We start from the raw sequence: 22,278 nt of genomic DNA on the forward strand, positions 1-22,278 counted from the left end.
GCGAGAGACAGCTCTCCCGTCATTCCCGGGCGCGGGCCAAGCCCGCAAACCCGGAAATCCAGAAGTGATGTCCTGGTAGTTCAACGAATTCGACATTCCGGTTCGCGCTGCCCGCGCGCTCCGGAAGCGGAGAATGCTAGCGTTGCACCACGTCCTGGTTGCTGTGGTTGGAGGCCTGCTGCGGCCCACGCGCGCCCATCGCCGCGACCTCGGTCTTGAGGAGGGCGCCGGGACGCACGCGCTGCAGGCCGTTGACCACGATACGGTCGCCGGACTTCAGGCCCGCGGTGACGATGCGCAAGCCATCGACCGCGCCGCCGAGCGTGATCGGCCGATAGACCGCACGGCTGTCGTCGCCGACCGCCATCACGAACTTCTTGTCCTGGTCGGTGCCGATCGCGCGCTCATCGATCATCACGAGCGATTGCTGCTTGGGCTGGCCCATGCGCACGCGGGCGAACTGGCCGGGGATGAAGCGCCCGTCCTCGTTGTCGAACACCGCGCGGACACGGATGGTGCCGCTCTGGCCGTTGACCTGGTTGTCGATGAGCTGGATGTGGCCCTTCGCCGCGAGGCCGCCGGAGGTCGCCATCGCGACCGGGATCTGGTCGAGATTGCCGCGCTTGCCGGAGACCTCGGAAATCGAGTTCAACGCCCGCACCACCAGCTCTTCATCCGCATCGAATGACGCATAGATCGGGTTGACCGAGACTAGCGAAGTCAGCACCGGAGAGGCGGTGCCGGCGGCGACGAGATTGCCGACGGTGATTTCGATCTTGCCGACGCGGCCGTCCACGGGCGCACGCACCTCGGTGTAATCGAGATTGAGCTTTGCGGTCTGGAGCGTCGCCTCGGCCGCCTTCACGTTGGCGATGGCCTCGCGGTTGGCGTTGTCGCGCTGGTCATAGTCGCGCCGCGTCACGACGGCGTTGCCGACCAGTTGCGCGCCGCGCTCGAGTTCATTCTGCGTGAACACGACGCGCGCTTTCGCAGCTTCGAGCTGGGCCGCGGCCTTGTCGACCTCGGCCGCGTAGGGTGCCGGATCGATCTTGAACAGGATGTCGCCTGCCTTCACCAGCGCGCCTTCGGTGAAGTTGGTCGCAAGGATCGCACCCGCGACGCGCGGGCGAAGCTCGACGCGGTTGATGGCCTCGAGCCGGCCGGAGAAGTCGTCCCACAGCACGGTCTGCTTTGCTTCGATCAGCGCGATCGTGACAGGGACGGCTTGCTCGGCCGCGGCGGCCGTCGCGGTCGCCTGGGCGGCACGAAAGTAATGGCCGGTCGCAATCGAACCGGCCGCGGCGAGGGCGCCCACGATGGCCACGCCGCCGAGGAGGCGGCGGAAACGGCCGGTGCGGCGAGCATTTTGGGCAGTGTTTTGGGAGGGATGCATTTGCGCGCTCCAGATATGTAGTGTTCACTACAGATGTGGAGCTGGATACCGCAGCGCAAGATACTTATGTACCATTCACTAAGAAAATTGTAGCCCCTTACCGCAAGAGTTGGCAAGCGGAAGAGAAAATAAAGCGAGAACAAATAGATAGGATCAGGCGTTAGGTCAGCGACGACGCCGATTTCGAGGAGAACAGGCACATGGGCATGGGACGCCCCCGCGAATTCGACGCCGAAACGGCGTTGGATCAGGCGATGGAAGTGTTTTGGCGCCATGGCTATGAGGGTGCCACGATCGCTCAGTTGACCGAAGCCATGGGGATCAATCCGCCCAGCCTCTATGCCTGTTTCGGCAACAAGGAAGGGCTGCTGAAGGCCGCGCTCGACCGCTATACAAAACTGCGCAATGTCTGGATGGACGAGGTGGTCGCGGCACCCACCGCCCGCGAAGTCGCCGAGCGGATGTTGATGGGCATCGCCGACAAGCAGACCGATCCCGCCAACCCACCCGGTTGCCTGCTCGTGCAGGGCGGCATCGCGTGCGGCACCGGCTCAGAGAGCGTCCCCTTCGAGCTCGCCGCCCGTCGCGCCCAGAACGAGGACCAGCTTCGCGATCGTTTTGTTCGCGCCAAGGCCGAAGGCGATCTCAAGCCGACCTCGGATCCCGCGGCACTCGCGCGCTACGTCTCGGCCGTCTCGGTCGGCATGGGCGTGATGGCGTCCTCGGGCACCGACCGCGAGGCATTGCAGCAGGTTGCGAGTGTCGCCGTGCAGGCGGTCGAGGCGCAGTCGACTGAAAGAACATGACGACCGTTGGCGTCTTCGCCCCGATCATTTGACGGGTTGCGTGGCAGCCAACGACGGCGGCGGGACGAAGCCGCCGAACTCGCGTTCGATCAGTCCGGCGAGGGCAATCGTGGTGCGGTCCTCGAGATAAGGTCCGATGATCTGGACGCCGATCGGGAGGCCCGATGGCGTGCGCTCGATCGGAACGGCGGTCGCAGGCAGTCCGCAGGTCGAAGCGGGGTCTGCCCAGATGAAGCACGCATCGGAATAGGGATAGAGCTGTCCATCGATATCGAGTTGCCGCGCGTCGAACGGCTCGGACTGGTCCTGTGGAAAGGCCGGCACGGCGGCGGCGGGGTAGATCACTGCGTCGAAATCGCGGAACAGCTCCTGCCATCGTTGCTGCAGCCGCAAGCGCGCCGCATCGGTCGCCAGCCATTCACGATGGACCATGGCCCAGCCGCGCGCGCGCTCGGCCTGCAGGCTGCGGTCGTCGGGCGAGAGTGCCGCGGCAACTCCTTGCGCCTCTGCGAGGGCGGCCGGTGTCAGGCGCGGACTTCGCGCCGCGTTCAAGAGCTTCATGTAGAGCCGCGCGGATTCAGCGAGGTCGGGCAGCGACGCACTCGACCGCGAAACCCGCGCGCCTGATCGTTCGAGCCGTTCCGACAGCCGCCCGATGGCGGAACGCACGGCATCGCCTGTCGGCATCAACGGATGCGTATCGATCACGAGAATCCTGAAATCCCTGAGTTGGTCGTGTCGCGGGGCGGGCAGCGCAAGACGATAGCCGATCCCGTCGCGCGTCTCGTCGGGGCCGGCGATCACGTCGAGGGCGAGCGCAAGATCCGAGGCGGTGCGCGTCATCGGCCCGACGACAGCCAGATCGCCCTGGCCAGGCACGGGCGGCGCCGGCGGCAGGCCGTATCCGCGCAGCGGCACCAGGCCGAGGCTCGGCTTGTGTCCGAACACACCGCAGAAATGCGCGGGCACCCGGATCGAACCGCCGATATCCGAGCCGATCGAGAGCGGTCCGAATCCCGCAGCCAGCGCCGCGCCCGATCCGCCTGAAGAGCCGCCGGGCGATCGGCCGAGATCCCACGGATTGTTCGTCGTACCGTAGATCTCATTGTAGCTCTGGAAATCTCTGAGGCCAATCGGGATATTGGTCTTGCCGATGATGACAGCACCCGCCGCCTTCAACCGCGAGACGACAAGGGCGTCCCCCGCCGGTTGGAAATCTTTGAAATGCGGAAAGCCCCATGTCGTCGGCAGGCCGGCGACGTTGAACGGTTCTTTCAACGTCACGGGGATGCCGAGCAACGGCAGGCGCTCGCCCCGGCCAAGCGCGGTATCGGCGGCGCGCGCGGCGTCTCGTGCGCGATCGAAATCGCGAACGATGACGGCATTGATCCGCCCGTCCAGCGCCTCGATGCGCGCGATCGTATGCTCGATCAACTCCGACGCAGAAAGCTTGCGCGCGTGCAGGGCGCTCAGCAATGTGCTGATCGAGCCGTAGTCCCAGTCAGTGGCGGTCAATCCGGGCGGCATCACGATCTCCATTGTCTTGCATCGCCGCGTCGATGTCGTTCGGCTGCAAATCGATCCGAATATCGAGCATGCAATTTGGCGGATAGGATGAGGAGGCCGCGCAACGGGAACCAGATCTGTCCGCCGGTCGGGGGCCGGAGGCGGCGCCTGGCCATCAGATCGCGGGATACGCGCTTCCTGCCGCGGTCTATGCGGGATCGATGGGCTCTGTACGCGCTGCCGCTCACGTGGCATTGGGGGCGGTGAAGCCTGGATACTGACGAGCATGTTCGCCCTGACATTCCTTGGGACCTCGGCTAGCGTTCCGTCGGCGGAGCGCAACCATCCCGCTCTCCTCGTGGAGGCAGCGGGCAAGCGCGTCCTCATCGATTGCGGCGAGGGCACGCAGCGCCAGTTGCTGCGCAGCCGCGCGGGGTTTCGGCGGCTTGACCGCATCCTGCTGACGCATGCCCATCTCGATCACGTGCTCGGCATCCCCGGTCTCTTCTCGACGCTGGGGTTGCGCCAGCAATCGGACACGATGACCGTTCATGGAGGGCAGGGCACGCTCGACATCGTCATCCGCATGCTTGCCGGGCTGTGGGGCGCGGGCAGGGCGCCGATCCCTGTGGAGTTCGCACCGCTGGCCGAAGGACAGGTTATCGACGCCGGCGACTTCACCATCGATTGCTTTCCGGTTCGCCACCGCGACACCGACAGCTTTGGTTTTTGCTTCCAGAGTCCGGCACGCCGCCATCTTGAGCGGGCGCGCCTCGCCGAGTTCGGTGTTCCCGATGGGCCGATGCGCGGAGAACTGGCCGCGGGACGACCAGTCGTGATCGCCGGCCGCACGATTGATCCCGAAGACGTCATGGGGCCGCCGAGCGGCGGCAGGAAACTCGTGCTGATCGGCGACACCGAAACCACCGACGGCCTGTCCAGGCATGTGGCCGACGCCGATCTGCTGGTGATCGAGGCGACCTTCCTCGAGCGCGACGCCGCGACCGCACGGGACTATGGCCACCTCACCGCACGCGAGGCGGCTTCATTTGCCGCCGCGAACAACGTCGGGCAACTCGTGCTGAATCACATGTCCGGGCGTTATCGCGACGAAGAGATTCTGGCCGAAGCGACAAGCGTTTTTCCAAACACGCGGATCGCCGCCGACTTCGATCGCATCGTGATTTAGCGGCACCGCTCAAAGAGAGCGTAACCTCTGACGGTCTGATTGTGGGCTGCTTAACCTGCGGTGGCTGGGGAACTAGGATTCGAACCTAGACAAACAGAGTCAGAGTCTGTTGTGCTACCGTTACACCATTCCCCAACGGAATAGCCGAACAAATTCAAGGACTTGTTGATTTGTCCGGCTGCGGCCGATGGCACTTATCGCGCAAATCACGGCTCAGGCGTGGAGGGTTTCTACCCGCTCGGCTGTGGGCTGGCAAGCGCTGCGACGCAGGGATGTTTTGCGGTCCACATGGGACGTGCGGGCCGTGGCATCGTGGGCTCCGGCGGAGCGCCGCGGCGGCGCGCGACCGTTTGCCTCATCCGAAAATCACGTTTCATGGTCGGATCGTCACGCACCGCATCGTCCTTCGGACACACGATCCAAGGAGATCCCTGATGCCCTATGTCGATGGTTTTGTGCTGGCCGTGCCGAAGGACAACATCGAGGCCTACAAGGCGCTGGCGAAAACGGCCTGCGCGATCTGGATGGAGTACGGTGCGCTCGATTACGTCGAGTGCATCGGCGACGACGTGCCCTATGGCGAGTTCACCTCGTTTCCGCGTGCCGTGATGGCGAAGGAGAACGAGATCGTGGTGTTTTCCTGGATCGTCTATCGCGACCGGGAGACTCGCGACGCCGTCAACAAGAAGGTGATGGCGGACCCTCGCCTGAAGTTGGACAGCATGCCGTTCGACGGCAAGCGCATGATCTATGGCGGCTTCACGACGCTGCTGAGGGCGAGCGACCCCGTGGGGTGAGGGCGCTGATCCGGCCCACATATCGGTGCTTGTCCATGCAGCATCGTGGCAAGCCGTTTTACTTGCCGGTACCGGGCCAGCATGCCATCCTCTCGTCGCCAGGCATAAACAAAGGGAAGCGGGCGCTTAGCCGGGCTTCCAAAAAATCTGGTTGGGGAAACCCTTTGGGAGGTCTGATTTCATGAGATTGAAGCACGTCACCGGGCTGCTTTGCGCGGCCGCGATGTCCCTTGCGCTCGCTTCAGCCGCGCAGGCCCAGGACAAGGTCGTCAAGATCGGCGCGATCCTGCCGATGTCGGGCGGCACCGCCTCGATCGGGGCGCACGCCAAGGCGGCGCTCGAGGTCGCCATGGACATCATCAACAGCGCTCATCCCGAACTCGGCGCTCTGCCGCTGGCCAAGAACGCAGGCCTTGCGGGCCTCGGCGGCGCCAAGATCGAGATCGTGTTCGCCGACAACCAGGGTAACCCGGCGACAGGCCAGAACCAGGCGCTGCGCCTGATCACGGAAGACAAGGTGGCCGCCGTGTTCGGCTCGTATCAGTCCGGCGTCACGCTGACCTCGAGCGCGATCGCCGAAAAATACGGCATTCCCTTCCTGAACTCCGAGTCGGTCGCCGCCAATCTCACCGAGCGCGGCTTCAAATGGTTCTTCCGCACCACGCCGATCGCCACCGACTTCGCCAAGGCCTATGTCGATTTCCTCGCCGACATCAAGGCGCAAGGCGCCAAGACCGATGCAATCGCGCTGGTTCACGACAACACCGAATACGGCACCTCGGTCGCCAACACGATCAGCGCCGCCTTCAAGGAGAAGGGCCAGGCCATCGCGGTTGACGTGGCCTATCCCGTCAACGCGACCGATGTTCAGGGCCAGGTGCTCCAGCTCAAGGACAAGAAGCCCGACGTGATCATCATGATCAGCTACACGTCGGATGCGATCCTGTTCGCCAAGACCATGCAGTCGCTCGACTACAAGCCGGCGGTGCTTTTGGCCGACGACGCCGGCTATTCAGATCCCTCCTTCATCAAGGCGGTCGGCAAGATATCGCAAGGCGTCTTCAACCGTTCGTCATGGTCGGTGGGGCCGGCCGGCTCGCCATCGGCCATTATCGCCGACATGTACAAGAAGAAGAGCGGCGAGGAGATGGACGACACCGTCGGCCGCCAGATGCAGGGCTTCTTCGTGTTGGCCGACGCGATCGACCGCGCCGGCTCGACCGATCCGGCGAAGATCCAGGCCGCGTTGAAGGCGACCGATCTGAAGCCCGAGCAATTGATGATGGGCTACAAGGGCGTGAAGTTCGACGACAAGGGCCAGAATATCCTCGCCTCCGGGCTCATCATCCAGCTCCAGGACGGCGAGAACTACAGCGCGGTATGGCCGAAGGCCAATGCCGCGAAGGCGCCGGTGCTGCCCTACAAGGGCTGGTGAGATTTGAAGGCGGGGCCGCGGGCCTCGCCTTTCCCGAAATGATTGATCAGAGCAACGCTGGCTCATGTCCTTTGTCCTCGTGCAGGTGATCGTCGGCGGTCTTCTGCTTGGCGCTGTCTATGCCCTGTTTTCCTCAGGCCTCACGCTGGTGTGGGGCATGATGAACATCGTCAATTTCGCGCATGGCGATTTCGTCATGCTCGGCATGTACGTGGCCTACGTCGTCTACACGCTCATGGGGGGAGGGCCGATCCTCGGCGCGCCGCTGGCGACGCTGGTGCTCGCGACCGTCGGCGTCGTGGTCTATTTCACCCTGATCCGCGACATCATGAAAGGGCCGATGCTGGCGCAGATCCTCGGCACTTTCGGGCTTGCGCTATTGCTGCGCTATTCCGTGTTCTGGTGGTTCGGCGCCAACTTCCTGTCGATGCCTCCGAACATCGTCGGCGGCACCTATGCGTTCGCGGGCTTGCGCATCGAGGCCTCGCGGTTGCTTGCCGGCGTGGTCGCGCTGCTCGTCACGCTCGGGCTGCATCTGCTGCTGACGCGGACGTCGCTCGGCTCGAAGATGCTGGCGGTGGCGGAGGATCAAACAGCGGCGCAACTGATGGGCATCCGTCCCGATACCATGCAGGCAATCGCCTGGGCGATTGCGGCCGGCGCCACCGGGCTTGCCGGCGCGCTGATCGCGAACTTCTTCTACATCGTGCCGACCGTCGGCGAGACGCTCGGCATCGTCGCTTTCGTCACGGTGTCGCTCGGCGGTTTTGGCAGTGTGCCGGGCGCCCTTGTCGCAGGCCTGCTGATCGGCGTGATCGAGTCGCTGTCGGGCTATCTGATCGGTGCGATCTACAAGGACATCGTCGTCTATGTCCTGTTCCTGCTCTTCCTCTGGTTCCGGCCACAGGGCTTGATGGGGAAGATGTGATGAGCAAGCTGTGATGCGGCGCTTGATCTGGCTCTCGGTTGTCGCGGCGATTGCGATCGCCTATCCGCTGCTGCTGTCCTCGCCGTTCCAGCAGCGCCTGGGCGCGCTGGTGCTGCTTTATGCGATTGCGGCATCCGCGTGGAATATCGTCGGCGGCTACGCGGGCCAGGTCTCGGTCGGCCACGTCGTGTTCTTCGGTTGCGGTGCTTATGCCGCGATGGGATCCTACGCAAAGTTCGGCCTGTCGCCCCTGTTCGGCATTCCCGGTGGGATCGTGCTCGCCGTGGGCCTGGCCGCGATCATCGGCGTGCCGACGCTACGCCTGTCGGGCCATTATTTCAGCATGGCGACCATCGCGGTTGCCGAGACGATGCGGCTGATCGTGACCAACACCGACTGGTTAGGCGCGGCCGTCGGGCTCTCCGGGCCGACCGTGCCGCGCAACATCTTCGATCTCTCGTTCCTGTCGTCGCTGCCGTATTATTATCTCTTCCTCGCAATCCTCGTGATCACGCTGTTGATCACCTGGTGGATGACCAACAGCCGCATGGGATTTTACCTGCGCGCGATCAAGGATTCCGAGCGCGCGGCGCGCTCGCTCGGCGCACCCGCCAGCCGCACCAAGCTCTACGCCTACATGCTGAGTGCGGCGCTGACGAGCGTCGCCGGCGCGCTCTATGCCATGATGTTCGGCTTCGTCGATCCCGAGTCCGGGTTCGGCATCCTGATCTCGGTGAAAATCCTGATCATGGCGGCGCTGGGCGGGGCAGGGCTGCTGTTCGGGCCGCTGGTCGGTGCCGCGATCCTGGTTCCGCTGGAGGAGATCTCAAACAGCTGGCTCGGCGGCAAGGGCGCCGGGCTCACCTTCGTGCTCTATGGCGCGATCATCGTGGTGATCGCGCGCTTCCAGCCCGGCGGTCTGCTCAGCCTGTTCACGCGGCGCAGCAAGCCGACAAAGGACACCGGAGCCGGCCATGCTCCTTGAGGCACGCGCAATCACAAAAGCGTTCGGCAGCTTCAAGGCGGTGGACGACGCCTCCGTGACTTTGGAGCAGGGCGACATCCTCGGCCTGATCGGCCCGAATGGCGCGGGCAAGTCCACCTTCTTCAATTGCCTGACTGGCGATCTCAAGACCACTTCGGGCCGTGTCCTGTTCGAGGGTCGCGACATCACCGACTTCACGCCGGAACTGCGCGCCGGGCTTGGGCTCGCTCGTACCTTCCAGGTGCCGCAGACCTTTGAGGGCATGACGGTGCTGGAAAACGTCATGATCGGCGCGTTCCTGCGCACCTCGCATCGCAAGGACGCCGAGACCAGAGCGCGCGCGGTGCTCGAGCGCGTCGGCATGATCAGGCTTGCGGATGCGCCGGCGCGCTCGCTCGGCACGCCCGGTCGCAAGAGGCTGGAGATCGCGCGGGCGCTGGCAACCGAACCGAAGGTGCTTCTGCTCGACGAAGCCATGGCCGGCCTCAACGCCCATGAGGTGAGGCTCGCCATCGACCTCGTGCGCGACATCCATCGTTCCGGCATCACGCTCGTGATCGTCGAGCACATCATGGAAGTGATCATGTCGCTCGCCAGCCGCGTGATGGTGTTCCACCAGGGCAAGGAGATCGCCCGCGGCTCGCCGCGCGAGGTGACCTCCAACCCGGCGGTGATCGAGGCCTATCTCGGCAAGCGCGCAGCCAAGGCGGCCGCCGGCCACACGCCGGTCGAACTGATGGGCGGGCCGGACCTATGAACGGGCCGTTGCTGCGGATCGAGCACCTCGAGGTGCGCTACGGCGATCTCATCGGCGTGTCCGACGTCTCGCTGGAGGTTCCCGAAGGCAGCGTGGTCGCGCTGCTCGGCTCCAATGGTGGCGGCAAGACCACGACGCTGAACGCGATCGCCGGCCTCATTCCCGTGCATTCCGGATCGATCCGCTTTCGCGGCGATGACATTGCCGGCGAGAGGGCGTTTGCGATCGTGCGCAAGGGGCTGGCGCTGTCGCCGGAAGGCTGGCGGCTGTTCGTGCAGCAGAGCGTCGAAAACAATTTGATGCTTGGCGCAACGCCGCTGCGCGACAAGTCGCGCCAGGCCACGCTGCTCGAACGTGTCTACGAGATCTTTCCGCGCCTGAAGGAACGCCGCAACCAGCGTGCCGGCACCATGTCCGGTGGCGAACGGCAGATGCTCGCGGTCGGGCGCGCGCTGATGAGCGACCCGAAGCTGTTGATGCTGGATGAACCTTCGCTCGGTCTCGCGCCGGCGGTGGTCGAGTCCATGTACGAGACGTTCGGCCGCCTGCATCGCGAAGGCCTGACCATTCTGCTCGCCGAGCAGTCGATCGAGCTCGCACTGGAGGTCTCGGATTTCGCCACGGTGCTCCAGGTCGGCAAGAGCGTGCTGTCAGGCACGGCGGCGGCGCTCGCGGAGGACCCGCAGGTGCAGAAGGCTTATCTCGGCGTGGACTAACTGATTTCCACCATGGCTTGCAGCAGAAGAGGGGTGGCGCGCAGCTTCTACGTCGGCTAGGGCCATCTCGTGCATGCCCCAACATCGGCGGCAGTCACCAGATCATCCGCCTGGGCGCAAGACGCCGTCAGGTTCGCGTCGAGAAAAAGCGTCAAAAGAAGAGGCTGGAGCTCCGTTCCGTTCCGTCGGAACGGAAATGGCTCTAGCGGCGCTACTTGATCTTATCGTAGGCCGCCGCGAAATCACCGAGCGGCATCGGGATCGCGATCGTTTCCTTGGCCATGTTCTGGAACGAGACCTTGAGTTGCTTGCCCGACCGCAAGGTCGCAAGCAGGTCCGGTGCGATCGGCGTCGAGGCGTAGCATCCGCGGTTCTCGCAGGTCTGGATCTGGAGATCGACCGTCTTGCCCTCGTCGACCTGGAGCTTGGCGCCGATGGGAAGGTTGAGGCCGAGCGGCAATTGCAGCAGCGCCACCGGCGTGCGGGTGTCGGGCGCGACACGGATGTTGATCAGGACGATGGTCTGGCCGGTCTTGGTCAGCACCGCGTTCTGCTCCATCGCGCATTCGAGCGGCGCGTCGCGGCTGACGCTGGTGCAGCGCACGACCCAGCCGGGCTGCTGCGCCGGAGCGCCGTCAGCCTGCGGGTGCGTCGGAGCCGGCGCGGGCTGTGCCGCCGGAGCAGAGGGAGCCGCGCTCTTCTTGGCGCCCTGCTGGGCATGCGCGGCACCCGCCGACAACAGGACAGCGGCGGCAAGGGCGACAAGTCTGGATTGCATGGGCATGGCAAGACCGCGTTCACGTGAACCGAGGGCCTCGCTGTAACGTCGTGAGACGCGCGGTGCAAGCTGCTACTCGGCAGCCTCCTTAACGGTGCCGTGCTCGACTGTCTCGTCGCCTTCGCCGTCACCCTTACGGCCCCAGCCCGAGAACCAGTTGTTGAGCTCGTCGAGATAGAGATAGACGACCGGGGTGGTGAACAGCGTCAGCGCCTGGCTGACGATCAGACCGCCGACCATGGCGTAGCCGAGCGGTTGGCGAATTTCGGCGCCGGTGCCGTGGCCGAGCATCAGCGGCACGCCGCCGAGCAGGGCAGCCATTGTCGTCATCATGATCGGACGGAAGCGCAACAGCGCCGCCTGCCGGATCGATTCCGCCGGCGTCTTGTGCTCATCGCGCTCAGCGGCGATGGCGAAGTCCACCATCATGATGCCGTTCTTCTTTACGATGCCGATCAGCAGAATGACTCCGATCAAAGCAATGAGGCTGAACTCGAAGCCCGCCGCCATCAGGATCGCGAGCGCGCCGACGCCTGCCGAGGGCAGGGTCGACAGAATTGTGATCGGATGGATGTAGCTCTCGTAGAGGATGCCGAGGATCAGATAGACCACGACCAGCGCGGCGAGGATGAGGAGCGGCACGGTGCCGAGCGACTGCTGGAACGCCTGTGCCGTGCCCTGGAAGCTCGAATTGAGCGTCGGCGGCGCGCCGAGATCGGCCATCGCCTTCTGCACGGCCTCGGTGGCCTGGCCGAGCGCGACGCCCTGGGCGAGGTTGAAGCTGATCGTGATCGCCGGGAACTGGCCCTGGTGGCTGATCGAGAGCGGGCGAACCGGATCGGTGCTCCAGGTCGCAAACGTCGACAGCGGCACCTGGTCGCCGGTCAGCGGAGATTTCAGGTAGAGCTTGTTCAGGCTCTCGAGGCTGCCCTGCATCTCCGGCAGGATCTCGAGGATCACCTTGTAGGTGTTGAGCTGGGTGAAATACTGCGTGACTTGGCGCTGTCCGAAGGCGTCATACAGCGTGTCGTCGATCAGCTGCGGCTGGATGCCGTAACGCGCAGCCGTATCGCGGTTGATCTTGAGCTGAACCGTGGTGCCCTGGGTCTGCTGGTCGGTCGCGACGTCGCGCAGTTGCGGCAAGGTCTGCATCTTGGCGAGGATCTTCGGCGCCCAGTCGTTGAGCTCGGCGAGATCGGCGTCCTGCAGGGTGAACTCGAACTGCGTACGCGTCGGCCGGCCGCCGAGCCGGACGTCCTGGGCCGCCTGCATGTAGAGGCGGGCGCCGGACACCTTCTCGAGCTTGGGACGCAGCCGCGCGATGATCTGCTGCGCGGAAGCATCGCGCTGGTTGCGCGGCTTCAGCGTGATGAACAGGTTGCCATTGTTACCGGCCCTCCCGCTGCCGCCGATCGCCATGGCGACGCTGGCAATGTCCGGATCCGCCATGATGACCTTGCCGAGAGCTTCCTGACGCTCCTGCATGGCCTTGAAGGAAATATCCTGAGAGGCCTCGGAAGTCGCAGTGATCAGGCCAACGTCCTGCTGCGGAAAGAAGCCCTTCGGGATCAGCACGAACAGATAGACCGACAGGGCAAGAGTCGCGAAAAAGATCGCGAGCGTGGTGCGGCGCCAGCTCAGGGCGTGGTCGAGCACCCATTCGTATCCGCGCAGCATCGCATCGAAGCCGCGCTCGCTCCACTGGTAGAACTTGCCGTGGGTGACCTCGCCATGGGCGCGCAGGAAGCGCGAGGCCATCATCGGGGTCAGGGTCAGCGACACGAACATCGAGACGAAGATCGTCATCGCCAGCACGACGGCGAATTCGCGGAACAGGCGCCCGATGATCCCGCCCATCAGCAGCAGCGGAATCAGGACCGCGACCAGCGAGATGCTGATCGACACGATGGTGAAGCCGATTTCCTTCGAGCCCTTGAAGGCCGCCGCCATCGGCGATTCGCCTTCCTCGATGTAGCGCGTGATGTTCTCGAGCATCACGATGGCGTCGTCGACGACGAATCCGACCGCGATGGTGAGCGCCATCAGCGACAGATTGTCGAGCGAATAGCCGAATACCCACATCAGCGCGCAGGCGCCCAGCAACGCCAGCGGCACCGTGATGGTGGGAATGACGGTTGCCCAGAAGCTGCGCAGGAAGATGAAGATGACCATGACCACCAGCGCAATGGTCAGTAGCAGCGTGAACTGGACGTCTTCGACCGCGGCGCGGATCGTGGTGGTGCGGTCGCTGATCACCTCGATCTTGATCGCGGGCGGGATCGCTGCGACGAGGCGAGGCAACGTCGCCTTGATCCGATCGACGGTCTCGATGACGTTGGCGCCGGGCTGCTTGAACACCACCAGGAACACGCCGCGCTTGCCGTTGGCCCAGGCCGCCTGCTTGGCGTCCTCGGGGCCGCTGACCGCCTGGCCGATGTCGCGGATACGCAAGGGACCGCCGTTGCGATAGGCGATGATGACGTCGTTCCAGTCCTTGGCCTGGGTGAGCTGGTCGTTGGCGTAGATCGTGTAGGCACGCTTCGGGCCGTCAATGTTGCCCTTTGGGCTGTCGACCGTGGTGATCGCGATCTGGCTGCGCACGTCCTCCATCGACAGGCCCTTGGCGACGAGTTTCGCCGGGTCGATCTGAATGCGGATGGAGGGCTTTTGCTGGCCGCCGATGAAGACCTGCGCCACGCCCGAGAGCTGGCTGATCTGCTGGGCGAGCTGGGCATCGACCGCGTCGCTGACGCTGGTCAGCGGCATTGTCTCAGAGGTTGCCGACAACAGCAGGATCGGCGCGTCGGCCGGGTTGACCTTGCGGTAGGTCGGCGGCGAGGGCAGGTTCTTCGGCAGCTGACCGCTCGCTGCGTTGATGGCGCCCTGCACGTCGTTGGCGGCGCCGTCGATGCTGCGGTTGAGGTCGAACTGGATGGTGATCGACGCGGTGCCCAGATAGCTCGTCGAGGTCATCTGGGCGATGCCCGGGATCTGGGCGAATTGCCGTTCGAGCGGCTGGGCCACCGACGAGGCCATGGTCTCCGGGCTGCCGCCCGGCAGATTGGCGGTGATCTGGATGGTCGGGAAGTCCACCTGCGGCAGGGGCGCGACGGGCAGCAGGGGATAGGCGACGAGACCGACGAAGAGAATGCCGGCCATCAGCAGCGAGGTGCCGATGGGATAACGGATGAAAGGTGCCGAAATCCCGCCCGCGTTCATTCCCGTCGAACCTTGTTCTGGGCCGGATCCGTACTCGCCACGGCCGTGGAGACGAGGCTTCCGGGCTGGACCTTGAATTGGCCGCCGGTGATTACCTGCTGCCCGGGCGTGAGCCCTTCGTCGACGACCGAACGTCCGTCGATGGCGTAGCTGACCTTGATCTTGTGCACCTCAGCCTTGTTGTCCTGATTGACGGTATAGGCGTAGAGGCCGTTGGTGGAGTGCTGGACCGCGTCATCCGGGACAACGGTCGCATCCTTCAGGGTGCGCACCAGCAGGCGGGTCGACACCGACTGCCCGGGCCACAGCGCGTGGTCCTTGTTGTCGAACACCGCCTTGAGCCGGATCGTGCCGCTGCTGGTGTCGACCTGGTTGTTGATGACCGCGAGCTTGCCCTCGGCCAGCGTCTTCTTGCCGTCGGTCGTGAAGGCGATCACCCTGAGCGCGCCGGCCTTCTGGCCCTCGCTGATATAGGGCAGCTGATCCTCCGGCGCGGTGAAGATCACCGAGATCGGCTCGACCTGCGAGATTGTGACGATGCCGGTCTGCGTCGAGGAATTGACGATGTTGCCGACGTCGACCTGGCGCAGGCCCGCGACGCCGGTGATCGGCGCCTTGACCTGGGTGTAGTCAAGCTGGGTCTGCGCGTTGGAGATCGAAGCTTCGTCGGCCGCGATTTGCGCGGTGAGCTGGGCGACCGTGGAGCGCTGGGTATCGACCCGCTGCGCGGTGGCGAATTCGCCGAGCTTCATGGCGCGCTGGAGCTCGAGATTGGCGTTGGCCAGATTTGCCTCGTCCTGGGCCTTCTTGGCCTTGGCCTGGTCGAGCGTGGCCTGATAGGGGCGGGGATCGATCGAGGCGAGTAGCTCGCCCTCCTTGACGATCTGGCCTTCGGTGAAGGCGATCTTGTCGATTTGGCCGTCCACCCTGGTCCGGACTTGGACGGTGTTGAAGCCCGCAACCGTGCCGAGACCGGTCAGGTAGACCGGAAAGTCCATCTTCTGGACCGGCGAAACGCTCACGGGGACGGCGGGCGGGCGCTGCGGCCCCTTCTGTGCGGTCTGGGTTTTTCCGGCGTCGGGCGAGCCGAATTTCTGCCAACCATAGTAACCCGCGGAGGCCACGGCCGCGATGATCAGAATCCAGAGGATCGGCCGGGACTTTTTCATATCGTCTCGTGTCGGCTCTTATGCCTTAAACTACGAATTATGGGGCAATCATAGGGTTCCAGCGCGCCTGTATAATACACGCCAAGTTCCAGTGTAAACAGCACTATCGGTTGAGAATCCTAAACAATTGGAAAGCTTTGCACCGGTTAGGCAGCTCCGTGTCACTACGGTGTGCAGTGCTGCATTCTCCCGTCAGGAACGATCAGCGTGCAAAGTTTGTGCAATGCTCGAAAGCGGTGTGCTCTGGACTGAGCGGCGCCGCGCATGGGCCGCGAGGCGACGGCTCGCAAGAACGGTTCTAAATCGTGCGGAGGTCGTTTCGGTTGTCAGGAAAACCGGCATCGGTCATATCGGCGCGCCACAACGGGAGCGCAGCATGGACGAACTGAACGGCAAGCTGATCGCGTGTCAGATCCTGATCACGGGACTGATCGCACGCGTCGCCAACGAGCAGCGTGATCCCTTGCGCTTTCTCACTGACTTCCGCGACGAGATCAGAGCAGTCGTCAACGGCGTCAACATCGCTGGCATGGACGATAGCGATCGCGTGCGCGCGGTGGCGCGGAAGACCGTCGATGAATTGTTCTCGCTGATGAAGCCGCCGAGCAGCGATTGACGACGCGCGCGCGACCGCCGGATTTTGCAGCATTTTCGCGCTCTCTTTAGAACGACTCCAATCCTGTTTTAGAACGATTTCAAACTGCAGTTTAGAATCGCTTTGATCTGGACTTATTCAAGGGTTCTCGCGGCTTACTCGCATTGACCCGCTATTTTACGGCCGATACCAACACTCCAATCGCTCATCGAAGTGAATGGGCGAACAGGAATATGGGGCGTGTTTGGTAATGGGGCAGGTGGTCGCACCGAAGTCGTTGCGTTCGGTCGCAGCATTCGATGAAAAGTTCACGGGCGTTTCCGGCAAGAAGGTCTCCGCTGTCGCGGGCCTGATCGCGGCAGCATCGGTGTCGAGCGGCGCGGAGGCGCAGCAATCGAATCTGCCCCCAGTAACAGTCGACGCGCCGGTCGCGCGTCCGCGCCCGGTGGCTTCGAAGCCGACGGCGGACCAGGTCCGCGCGCGCAATGCGCTTCGCCGCGCCGCGCAGCGGCAGCAGGCGGCGCAGCAGACCGCTCCTACCACGCCGGCCGGCGAAGTCGACCGCAATCCGTATTCCGATCCGGCGGCGCCCTACAAGGTCGACCACGTCCAGGCCTCCGGCAAATTTCCCGAGCCGATGCTGAACACGCCGAAGACCATCACCGTGCTCAGCAAGGAAGTGCTCGAGGACAAGAACGCCACGACGTTGAAGGAGATCGGGCGCTCGACCGCCGGCGTGACGCTGGGATCGGGGGAAGGCGGCAACGCGTTCGGAGACCGGTTCTTCATTCGCGGCTTCGATGCGCGCAACGACGTCTTCATCGACGGTATCCGTGATCCCGCGGTCTCGATCCGCGAGAACTTCTTCACCGAGCAGATCGAGATCCTGCGCGGCCCGGCGTCGTCCTACGCCGGCCGCGGCACCGCCGGCGGCGCCATCAACATCGTCACCAAGCAGGCTGGCGACGTCAATTTCAAGCGAATGGATACCGAGTTCGGCACCGACAGGACCAAGCGGGTCACGCTCGATGTCAACCAGGTCATCGATCCCGCCTTTTCGGTGCGCGCCGGCGGCCTGTTTCAGGACGCCAACGTCGCCGGCCGCGATTACGTGACCGACAATCGCTGGGGCAGCTTCATCTCCACCAAGTACACCCCGACCAACGACATCAAGATCACGACGAACTACGTCCACACCGACCTCAGCGGCTACCCTGATTTCGGCGTGCCCTACTACAAGCAGGGCAACGTGCCGGTGACCTCGGCCGGCATTCCGCGTGGCAACTGGTACGGCTTCCTCAACCGCGACTTCCAGACCGCGCGGCAGGATTTCGGCACCGGCACGATCGAGTACAAGGTCAACGAGGCCATCACGCTGAGCAGCAAGGTGCGCGGCGAGCATTCGCTGCTGAACTATATCGGCACGCTGCCGCAGAACCCGAACACGACCGGCTCCAATCCGCTGCTCTGGACCACGACGGCCAGTGCGCAAAGCCGCTACCAGAACGTGGACGTGTGGGCCAACCAGAACGAGGCCACGTTCAAGCTCGACACCGGCGGGATCAAGCACACCGCGGTGTTCGGCGTCGAATATTCGAACGAGAACATCTCGATCGATCGTTACACCGGCCTCTCATCGGAACTGTTCGGCGGCGGCTCGACCAGCAGCGGGGCGGTCACGGGGGTCAACCTCTACTCGCCGCAGTACACCTACATTCCCTTCAGCAACACGCCGTCGCTGGTCGGAAATCCGACGCGCTATGGCGTCAACACCAGCAGCGTCTACGTCATGGACACCGCGAACTGGCAGGACACGATCATCGTCAATGGCGGCGTGCGCTACGATGGCTACAGCCAGAGCTCGTCGACCAACGCAGCCTATCTGAAGCAGAACGCCGATCTCGTGAATTACAACGTCGGCCTGGTCTACAAGCCGATGTCGATCGGCAGCCTTTATGCGGCCTATGCGACCTCGGCCAATCCGTTCGGATCGGAGCTTGACGCGACCGGCACCGATTACGGCGGCATTCCCGCCAACACGGCTATCCTGCTCGGGCCGGAGCGCAACAAGGCAGCCGAGCTCGGCACCAAATGGGAGCTGGCGGATCGCCATTTGCTGGTCAGCGCCGCGCTGTTCCAGACCACGAAGGACAATGCGCGCGAAACCGTCAGCGGCCTGCTGACTTCGGGCGCTGCCTACAGGATCCAAGGCATCGATATGGAGGCCGAGGGCAAGATCACCGATCGCTGGAGCATCTTCGGCGGCTTGGTGTTGATGCAATCGAAGGTCACGCAGAGCGGTGTTGCCTCAAATCTCGGCCTGCAGCTTGCCAACGTGGCCCATCAGTCGTTCAGCATGCTGACCAAGTACAAGTTCGACGACGGCTGGGAGCTTGGCGGTCAGGCGGTGTACCGTTCGAAGGTGTATGGCGGCACGTTCGCTGCCAATACGGGCAACGAGCTGCCGAGCTACTGGCGCTTCGACGCGTTCGTCGAGAAGAAGATCGACAAGAACTGGACGATGAAGTTCTACGCCCAGAACCTCACCAACAAGCTCTATTACGACACGCTCTATCGCAGCGCGGTGCCGTTCGTCGCGGTCGCGCCGGGGCGGGCGTTCTACCTCATCACGACGGCGAAGTTCTGATCATGTTGACCTGCCTGCCTGGCGTTCTGAGCAAGGATGATGTGGCGGATTTCCGCCGCACCATGGACGCCAGCGAGTGGGAGGACGGGCGCTCCACCGCCGGCTCGCAGTCGGCGATGGTCAAGCGCAACGAGCAATTGGCGCCGGACAGCGAGGTCGCGCGCAAGCTCGGCAACCGCATCATTTCGGCGCTGACGTCGAATCCCCGCTTTATCGCGGCCGCGATCCCGCTCCGGATTTTCCCGCCGCTGTTCAACCGCTATGCGGCCAGCAGCGGCCACCATTTCGGCCTGCACGTCGACAATGCCATGCGCGGCGACCGCCTGACCGGCCTTCGCATCCGCACAGACCTCTCGGTCACGCTGTTCCTGGCCGAGCCGGAGGAGTACGACGGTGGCGAACTTGTGATCGAGGACAGCTACGGTTCGCACGAAGTCAAGTTGCCAGCCGGGGACTGCGTGCTCTATCCCTCGACCAGCCTCCATCTCGTGACGCCGGTCACCAGGGGAACGCGGGTTGCGTCTTTCTTCTGGCTTCAGAGCATGATACGGGACGATCAAGCCCGGAGCATGATCTTTGACCTCGACACCGCGATACAGGCGCTGGTGGAACGGCTCGGGCGTGACGATCCCGAAACGGTCAAATTGACGGGTATCTATCACAACCTCATTCGTTACTGGGCCGAAGTATGAAGATCATGTCCTTCCAAGCAAGCCTTGCCGCAGCTCTGGTGCTGGCGGCCGCCTGGCTTGCATCCCCTGTTTGTGCGCAGACACAGGCCGCGCCCGCGGCACCGGTCCAGTCGACGGCTCAGCCGTCCGCGGTCAGCCCGGCCCCGGTTGTTGCTCCGCCTGCGGCGCCCCAAGCTGCCGTGCCCGCGGCTGCAAAGTCCGATACGGCAGCCGGCATTGCGCCGGCCATGAAGGAACTATCGCCCTGGGTGATGTTCATGTCGGCGGACATCATCGTGAAGGCGGTGATGATCGGGCTCGCCTTTGCATCGCTGATGACCTGGACGGTGCTGATCGCCAAGTCGATCGAGCTGTCGGTCGCCTCGACCAAGCTTCGTTCGGCGCTGAAGAAGATCGCAGAGGCGCGCTCGCTCGCGGAAGCGCAGATGGCGCTCGGCGCCAAGGAGGGCATCCTGCCGTCGTTCCTGGCAGCGGCGCTGCGCGAGGCGCGGATGTCAGCCGGCCTCTCCAGCGACACCGGCATCAAGGAGCGGGCGGCTTCGAGCTTTTCCGAGATTATGCGCGCGGAGGCGCGGCGCATCCGCGTCGGTATGGGCGTGCTCGCGACCATCGGCTCGACCTCGCCCTTCGTCGGCCTGTTCGGCACGGTGTGGGGCATCATGAACAGCTTCATCGGCATCTCGAAGTCGCAGACCACGAACCTCGCCGTCGTCGCGCCCGGTATCGCCGAGGCGCTGCTCGCCACCGCGATCGGCCTGGTCGCCGCCATTCCCGCCGTCATCATCTACAACTACTTCTCGCGCGTGACGAAGAGCTACCTCGAACTCGTCAGCCGTGCCTCGGGCGCGGCGGGGCGGTTGCTCTCGCGCGATCTCGACCGCAGCCACGGCGGCGCGCATTCGCGCGCGGCGGAGTGAACCATGGGCGTTTCGCTCGCAGACAATGATGACGACGACGATTTCGGCGAAACGCATGAAATCAACGTCACGCCGTTCATCGACGTCATCCTGGTGCTGCTCATCATCTTCATGGTCGCAGCGCCGCTGTCGACCGTCGACCTGCCGATCGATCTGCCGACGTCGAGCGCGACGCCGCAGAAGAAGCCGGACAAGCCGACCTATCTCAGCATCAAGCCCGATTTGACGCTTGCCATCGGAGAGAACCCGGTCAACCGCGCCGAGTTGATCGGCACCCTCGACGGCCTGTCCGACATGAGCAAGGACAAGTATGTCTTCCTGCGCGCCGATCGCTCGGTGCCGTATGGCGAGTTGATGGGCGTCATGGAGCTGTTGCGCTCAGGCGGCTATTCGCGGGTGAAGCTGGTTGCGCTGGAAGGTGCTCCGGGGGCGCCCGCGGCAGGCGCCGCTCAGCCTTAGAGGCCCGCGATGTCGGACGAGTCCAGACCAGCCCGGACGCTTTGGATTTTGGCAGCGGTGGCGGCGCTCGCGCTCCATCTGGGCGGTGCCGCGCTTGCGCTGGCGCACCTGCGGGCCGATGACGGCGACGACGGCCTCGGCGCGGCCGGCGCGGAGTTCGCGGTCGAGATGGCTTCGCCGAAGGCGCCGGACACCGACCTTCCGCCGGGACCGGATAGCGAAGCGATGCAGGAGCAGCAGGCGCTTCCCGAGCAAAAGGCCGAGACCAAGGAAACCGAGCTTCCAAAGGATCAGTCGCAACAGGTCGACGATCCCGATCGGGTCGTCACCGAGAACATCTCGAAGAAGCCGCAGGACGAGGATCCGAAGATTGCGGCGGTCGAAACGCCCGCTGCGGAGGCTTCGCCGAAGTCCGTTGCGACCGCGCGGCAGACACTCGACGAGGACGCGCGCGAGGCCGAGAAGGCGCTGGCGCCTGTGCTGGGCATCGGCAAGGACATTCTGAAGCTGACGGCAGACTGGAATCGCAAGATCAGTGCGCACCTCACGGCCCACAAGGTCAATCCGGAGGGCAAGGAGCCCAACAATCAGAAGGTCAAGGTCTCCTTCGCGATCAACCGACGGGGCAACGTGCTTTCAGTCGACGTTGTCGAGTCGTCCGGGGATGCAGCTTACGATGCAGCCGCGATCTCGATTGTCCGCAAGTCCGATCCCATCCCGCAGCCGCCTGCCAGCCTGACCGACGACCGGTTCGAGCGCACCGTCGACATCATCTTCACGCCGCCGGACGCAAGGAAAAAGAAGAAGACGGCTCACCGCCAGTAGAGCCTGATCCCGACATAGACCACGACCAGGCAGGCGAAGATCAGCGCCACCGGGAGCGGCCGTTTCTGGGTTGCGCCAGCGGTCGTGGCCGCAAAGAAACCAGACTTCTTCGGCTTCGGTTCTGGGCGGCGGAAAGCGGTAACATTGTCCGCCGCCGGTTCAGCCGCGCGGGGGCGGACGTCAGGCGGGGTTCCCGCGCCGCCCATCTCGACATAGTAGGCCTTGTAGATGGCGCCGATGGTGGCCTCGGTAGCCTCACCCTCGTTCATCTGGGCCTGCAGGTTCTTGTAGCTCACCAGGAACTCCTGCGCCTCCGGAGGCAGCGCGGATGACCCGTTGAGCTTGGCCATCATCTTCCAGGTGGCGAAATCGGCGCGGGCACGGGTATCGGCGCGTCGCGCGATCAGCATATCGGCAGCTTTGACCAAGTCGGCCTCGAGCCCTTCGGCTTGTGTTCGGGTGTGT

Annotated in this window: 20 protein-coding genes and 1 tRNA gene; 14 read left to right on the forward strand and 7 right to left on the reverse strand. The window is 64.1% G+C overall.

Annotated elements, in window-relative coordinates; genetic code table 11:
* Positions 1–136: 136 nt before the first annotated feature.
* Positions 137–1,393, reverse strand: coding sequence for an efflux RND transporter periplasmic adaptor subunit (locus BRA471DRAFT_RS16185; RefSeq protein ID WP_007608984.1), 1,257 nt, complete (start codon positions 1,391–1,393; stop codon positions 137–139).
* Between the two features lie 200 nt (positions 1,394–1,593).
* Between BRA471DRAFT_RS16185 and BRA471DRAFT_RS16190 the strand changes: the two genes are divergently transcribed.
* On the forward strand, positions 1,594–2,199 hold the full coding sequence (locus BRA471DRAFT_RS16190) for a TetR/AcrR family transcriptional regulator (RefSeq protein ID WP_007608985.1): 606 nt from the start codon (positions 1,594–1,596) through the stop codon (positions 2,197–2,199).
* A 24-nt stretch (positions 2,200–2,223) separates the two neighbouring features.
* Here the strand turns inward: BRA471DRAFT_RS16190 and BRA471DRAFT_RS16195 are convergent, their stop codons facing one another.
* Entirely contained in the window at positions 2,224–3,726 is a 1,503-nt protein-coding gene (locus BRA471DRAFT_RS16195) for an amidase (protein WP_007608987.1), read from the reverse strand.
* A 265-nt stretch (positions 3,727–3,991) separates the two neighbouring features.
* Here BRA471DRAFT_RS16195 and rnz point away from each other — a divergent pair, with 265 nt between their 5' ends.
* A complete protein-coding gene (gene rnz / locus BRA471DRAFT_RS16200) occupies positions 3,992–4,894 on the forward strand; it encodes a ribonuclease Z (RefSeq protein ID WP_007608988.1) in 903 nt (300 codons plus the stop codon).
* A 61-nt stretch (positions 4,895–4,955) separates the two neighbouring features.
* Here the strand turns inward: rnz and BRA471DRAFT_RS16205 are convergent.
* A tRNA-Gln gene (locus tag BRA471DRAFT_RS16205) sits at positions 4,956–5,029 on the reverse strand.
* A gap of 299 nt (positions 5,030–5,328) precedes the next feature.
* Here BRA471DRAFT_RS16205 and BRA471DRAFT_RS16210 point away from each other — a divergent pair.
* From BRA471DRAFT_RS16210 to BRA471DRAFT_RS16235, 6 genes are all read left to right on the forward strand, one after another.
* Positions 5,329–5,691, forward strand: coding sequence for a DUF1428 domain-containing protein (locus BRA471DRAFT_RS16210; protein ID WP_007608994.1), 363 nt, complete (start codon positions 5,329–5,331; stop codon positions 5,689–5,691).
* 181 nt (positions 5,692–5,872) lie between these two features.
* Complete coding sequence (locus tag BRA471DRAFT_RS16215; RefSeq protein ID WP_007608997.1) at positions 5,873–7,126, forward strand: ABC transporter substrate-binding protein; 1,254 nt, start codon at positions 5,873–5,875, stop codon at positions 7,124–7,126.
* Between the two features lie 64 nt (positions 7,127–7,190).
* Positions 7,191–8,054 (forward strand): branched-chain amino acid ABC transporter permease, encoded by an 864-nt coding sequence (locus tag BRA471DRAFT_RS16220; protein ID WP_007608999.1) that lies wholly within the window; start codon positions 7,191–7,193, stop codon positions 8,052–8,054.
* A 13-nt stretch (positions 8,055–8,067) separates the two neighbouring features.
* Positions 8,068–9,039: a branched-chain amino acid ABC transporter permease gene (locus BRA471DRAFT_RS16225; RefSeq protein ID WP_007609002.1), complete on the forward strand. Its 972-nt coding sequence runs from the start codon at positions 8,068–8,070 to the stop codon at positions 9,037–9,039.
* Positions 9,029–9,796 carry an ABC transporter ATP-binding protein gene (locus BRA471DRAFT_RS16230; protein ID WP_007609003.1) on the forward strand — a complete coding sequence of 256 codons (768 nt, stop codon included), beginning with the start codon at positions 9,029–9,031 and terminating at the stop codon, positions 9,794–9,796. Before BRA471DRAFT_RS16225 ends, BRA471DRAFT_RS16230 begins: the two co-directional genes overlap by 11 nt.
* Positions 9,793–10,512: an ABC transporter ATP-binding protein gene (locus BRA471DRAFT_RS16235; protein ID WP_007609005.1), complete on the forward strand. Its 720-nt coding sequence runs from the start codon at positions 9,793–9,795 to the stop codon at positions 10,510–10,512. The genes BRA471DRAFT_RS16230 and BRA471DRAFT_RS16235 overlap by 4 nt, the downstream gene beginning before the upstream one ends.
* A gap of 211 nt (positions 10,513–10,723) precedes the next feature.
* On the opposite strand, the gene BRA471DRAFT_RS16240 is transcribed toward BRA471DRAFT_RS16235, so the two are convergent.
* From BRA471DRAFT_RS16240 to BRA471DRAFT_RS16250, 3 genes are all read right to left on the reverse strand, one after another.
* On the reverse strand, positions 10,724–11,296 hold the full coding sequence (locus BRA471DRAFT_RS16240; protein ID WP_007609007.1) for an invasion associated locus B family protein: 573 nt from the start codon (positions 11,294–11,296) through the stop codon (positions 10,724–10,726).
* 66 nt (positions 11,297–11,362) lie between these two features.
* Complete coding sequence (locus tag BRA471DRAFT_RS16245) at positions 11,363–14,509, reverse strand: multidrug efflux RND transporter permease subunit (protein ID WP_007609008.1); 3,147 nt, start codon at positions 14,507–14,509, stop codon at positions 11,363–11,365.
* Positions 14,506–15,678 (reverse strand): efflux RND transporter periplasmic adaptor subunit, encoded by a 1,173-nt coding sequence (locus tag BRA471DRAFT_RS16250; protein WP_007609009.1) that lies wholly within the window; start codon positions 15,676–15,678, stop codon positions 14,506–14,508. The genes BRA471DRAFT_RS16245 and BRA471DRAFT_RS16250 overlap by 4 nt, the downstream gene beginning before the upstream one ends.
* 376 nt (positions 15,679–16,054) lie before the next feature.
* Here BRA471DRAFT_RS16250 and BRA471DRAFT_RS16255 point away from each other — a divergent pair, with 376 nt between their 5' ends.
* The 6 genes from BRA471DRAFT_RS16255 (at position 16,055) to BRA471DRAFT_RS16280 (ending at position 21,813) form a co-directional block, all read left to right on the forward strand.
* Positions 16,055–16,294, forward strand: a complete 240-nt coding sequence (locus tag BRA471DRAFT_RS16255; RefSeq protein ID WP_007609012.1) for a hypothetical protein — start codon at positions 16,055–16,057, stop codon at positions 16,292–16,294.
* Positions 16,295–16,523: 229 nt separating this feature from the next.
* The gene (locus tag BRA471DRAFT_RS16260; protein WP_035974014.1) at positions 16,524–18,920 is read left to right on the forward strand and encodes a TonB-dependent siderophore receptor; all 2,397 of its coding nucleotides are present in this window, start codon (positions 16,524–16,526) and stop codon (positions 18,918–18,920) included.
* Between the two features lie 2 nt (positions 18,921–18,922).
* The gene (locus BRA471DRAFT_RS16265; RefSeq protein WP_007609018.1) at positions 18,923–19,612 is read left to right on the forward strand and encodes a Fe2+-dependent dioxygenase; all 690 of its coding nucleotides are present in this window, start codon (positions 18,923–18,925) and stop codon (positions 19,610–19,612) included.
* Positions 19,609–20,529, forward strand: a complete 921-nt coding sequence (gene exbB, locus BRA471DRAFT_RS16270; RefSeq protein WP_007609019.1) for a tonB-system energizer ExbB — start codon at positions 19,609–19,611, stop codon at positions 20,527–20,529. Before BRA471DRAFT_RS16265 ends, exbB begins: the two co-directional genes overlap by 4 nt.
* Positions 20,530–20,532: 3 nt before the next feature.
* Positions 20,533–20,988 carry a TonB system transport protein ExbD gene (exbD, locus tag BRA471DRAFT_RS16275; protein ID WP_007609020.1) on the forward strand — a complete coding sequence of 152 codons (456 nt, stop codon included), beginning with the start codon at positions 20,533–20,535 and terminating at the stop codon, positions 20,986–20,988.
* Between the two features lie 9 nt (positions 20,989–20,997).
* Positions 20,998–21,813: an energy transducer TonB gene (locus BRA471DRAFT_RS16280; protein WP_007609021.1), complete on the forward strand. Its 816-nt coding sequence runs from the start codon at positions 20,998–21,000 to the stop codon at positions 21,811–21,813.
* On the opposite strand, the gene BRA471DRAFT_RS16285 is transcribed toward BRA471DRAFT_RS16280, so the two are convergent.
* Positions 21,801–22,223, reverse strand: a complete 423-nt coding sequence (locus BRA471DRAFT_RS16285) for a hypothetical protein (protein WP_035974016.1) — start codon at positions 22,221–22,223, stop codon at positions 21,801–21,803. The genes BRA471DRAFT_RS16280 and BRA471DRAFT_RS16285 overlap by 13 nt on opposite strands.
* Between the last annotated feature and the right edge of the window lie 55 nt (positions 22,224–22,278).

Source organism: Bradyrhizobium sp. WSM471 (assembly GCF_000244915.1).
Classification (GTDB): domain Bacteria; phylum Pseudomonadota; class Alphaproteobacteria; order Rhizobiales; family Xanthobacteraceae; genus Bradyrhizobium.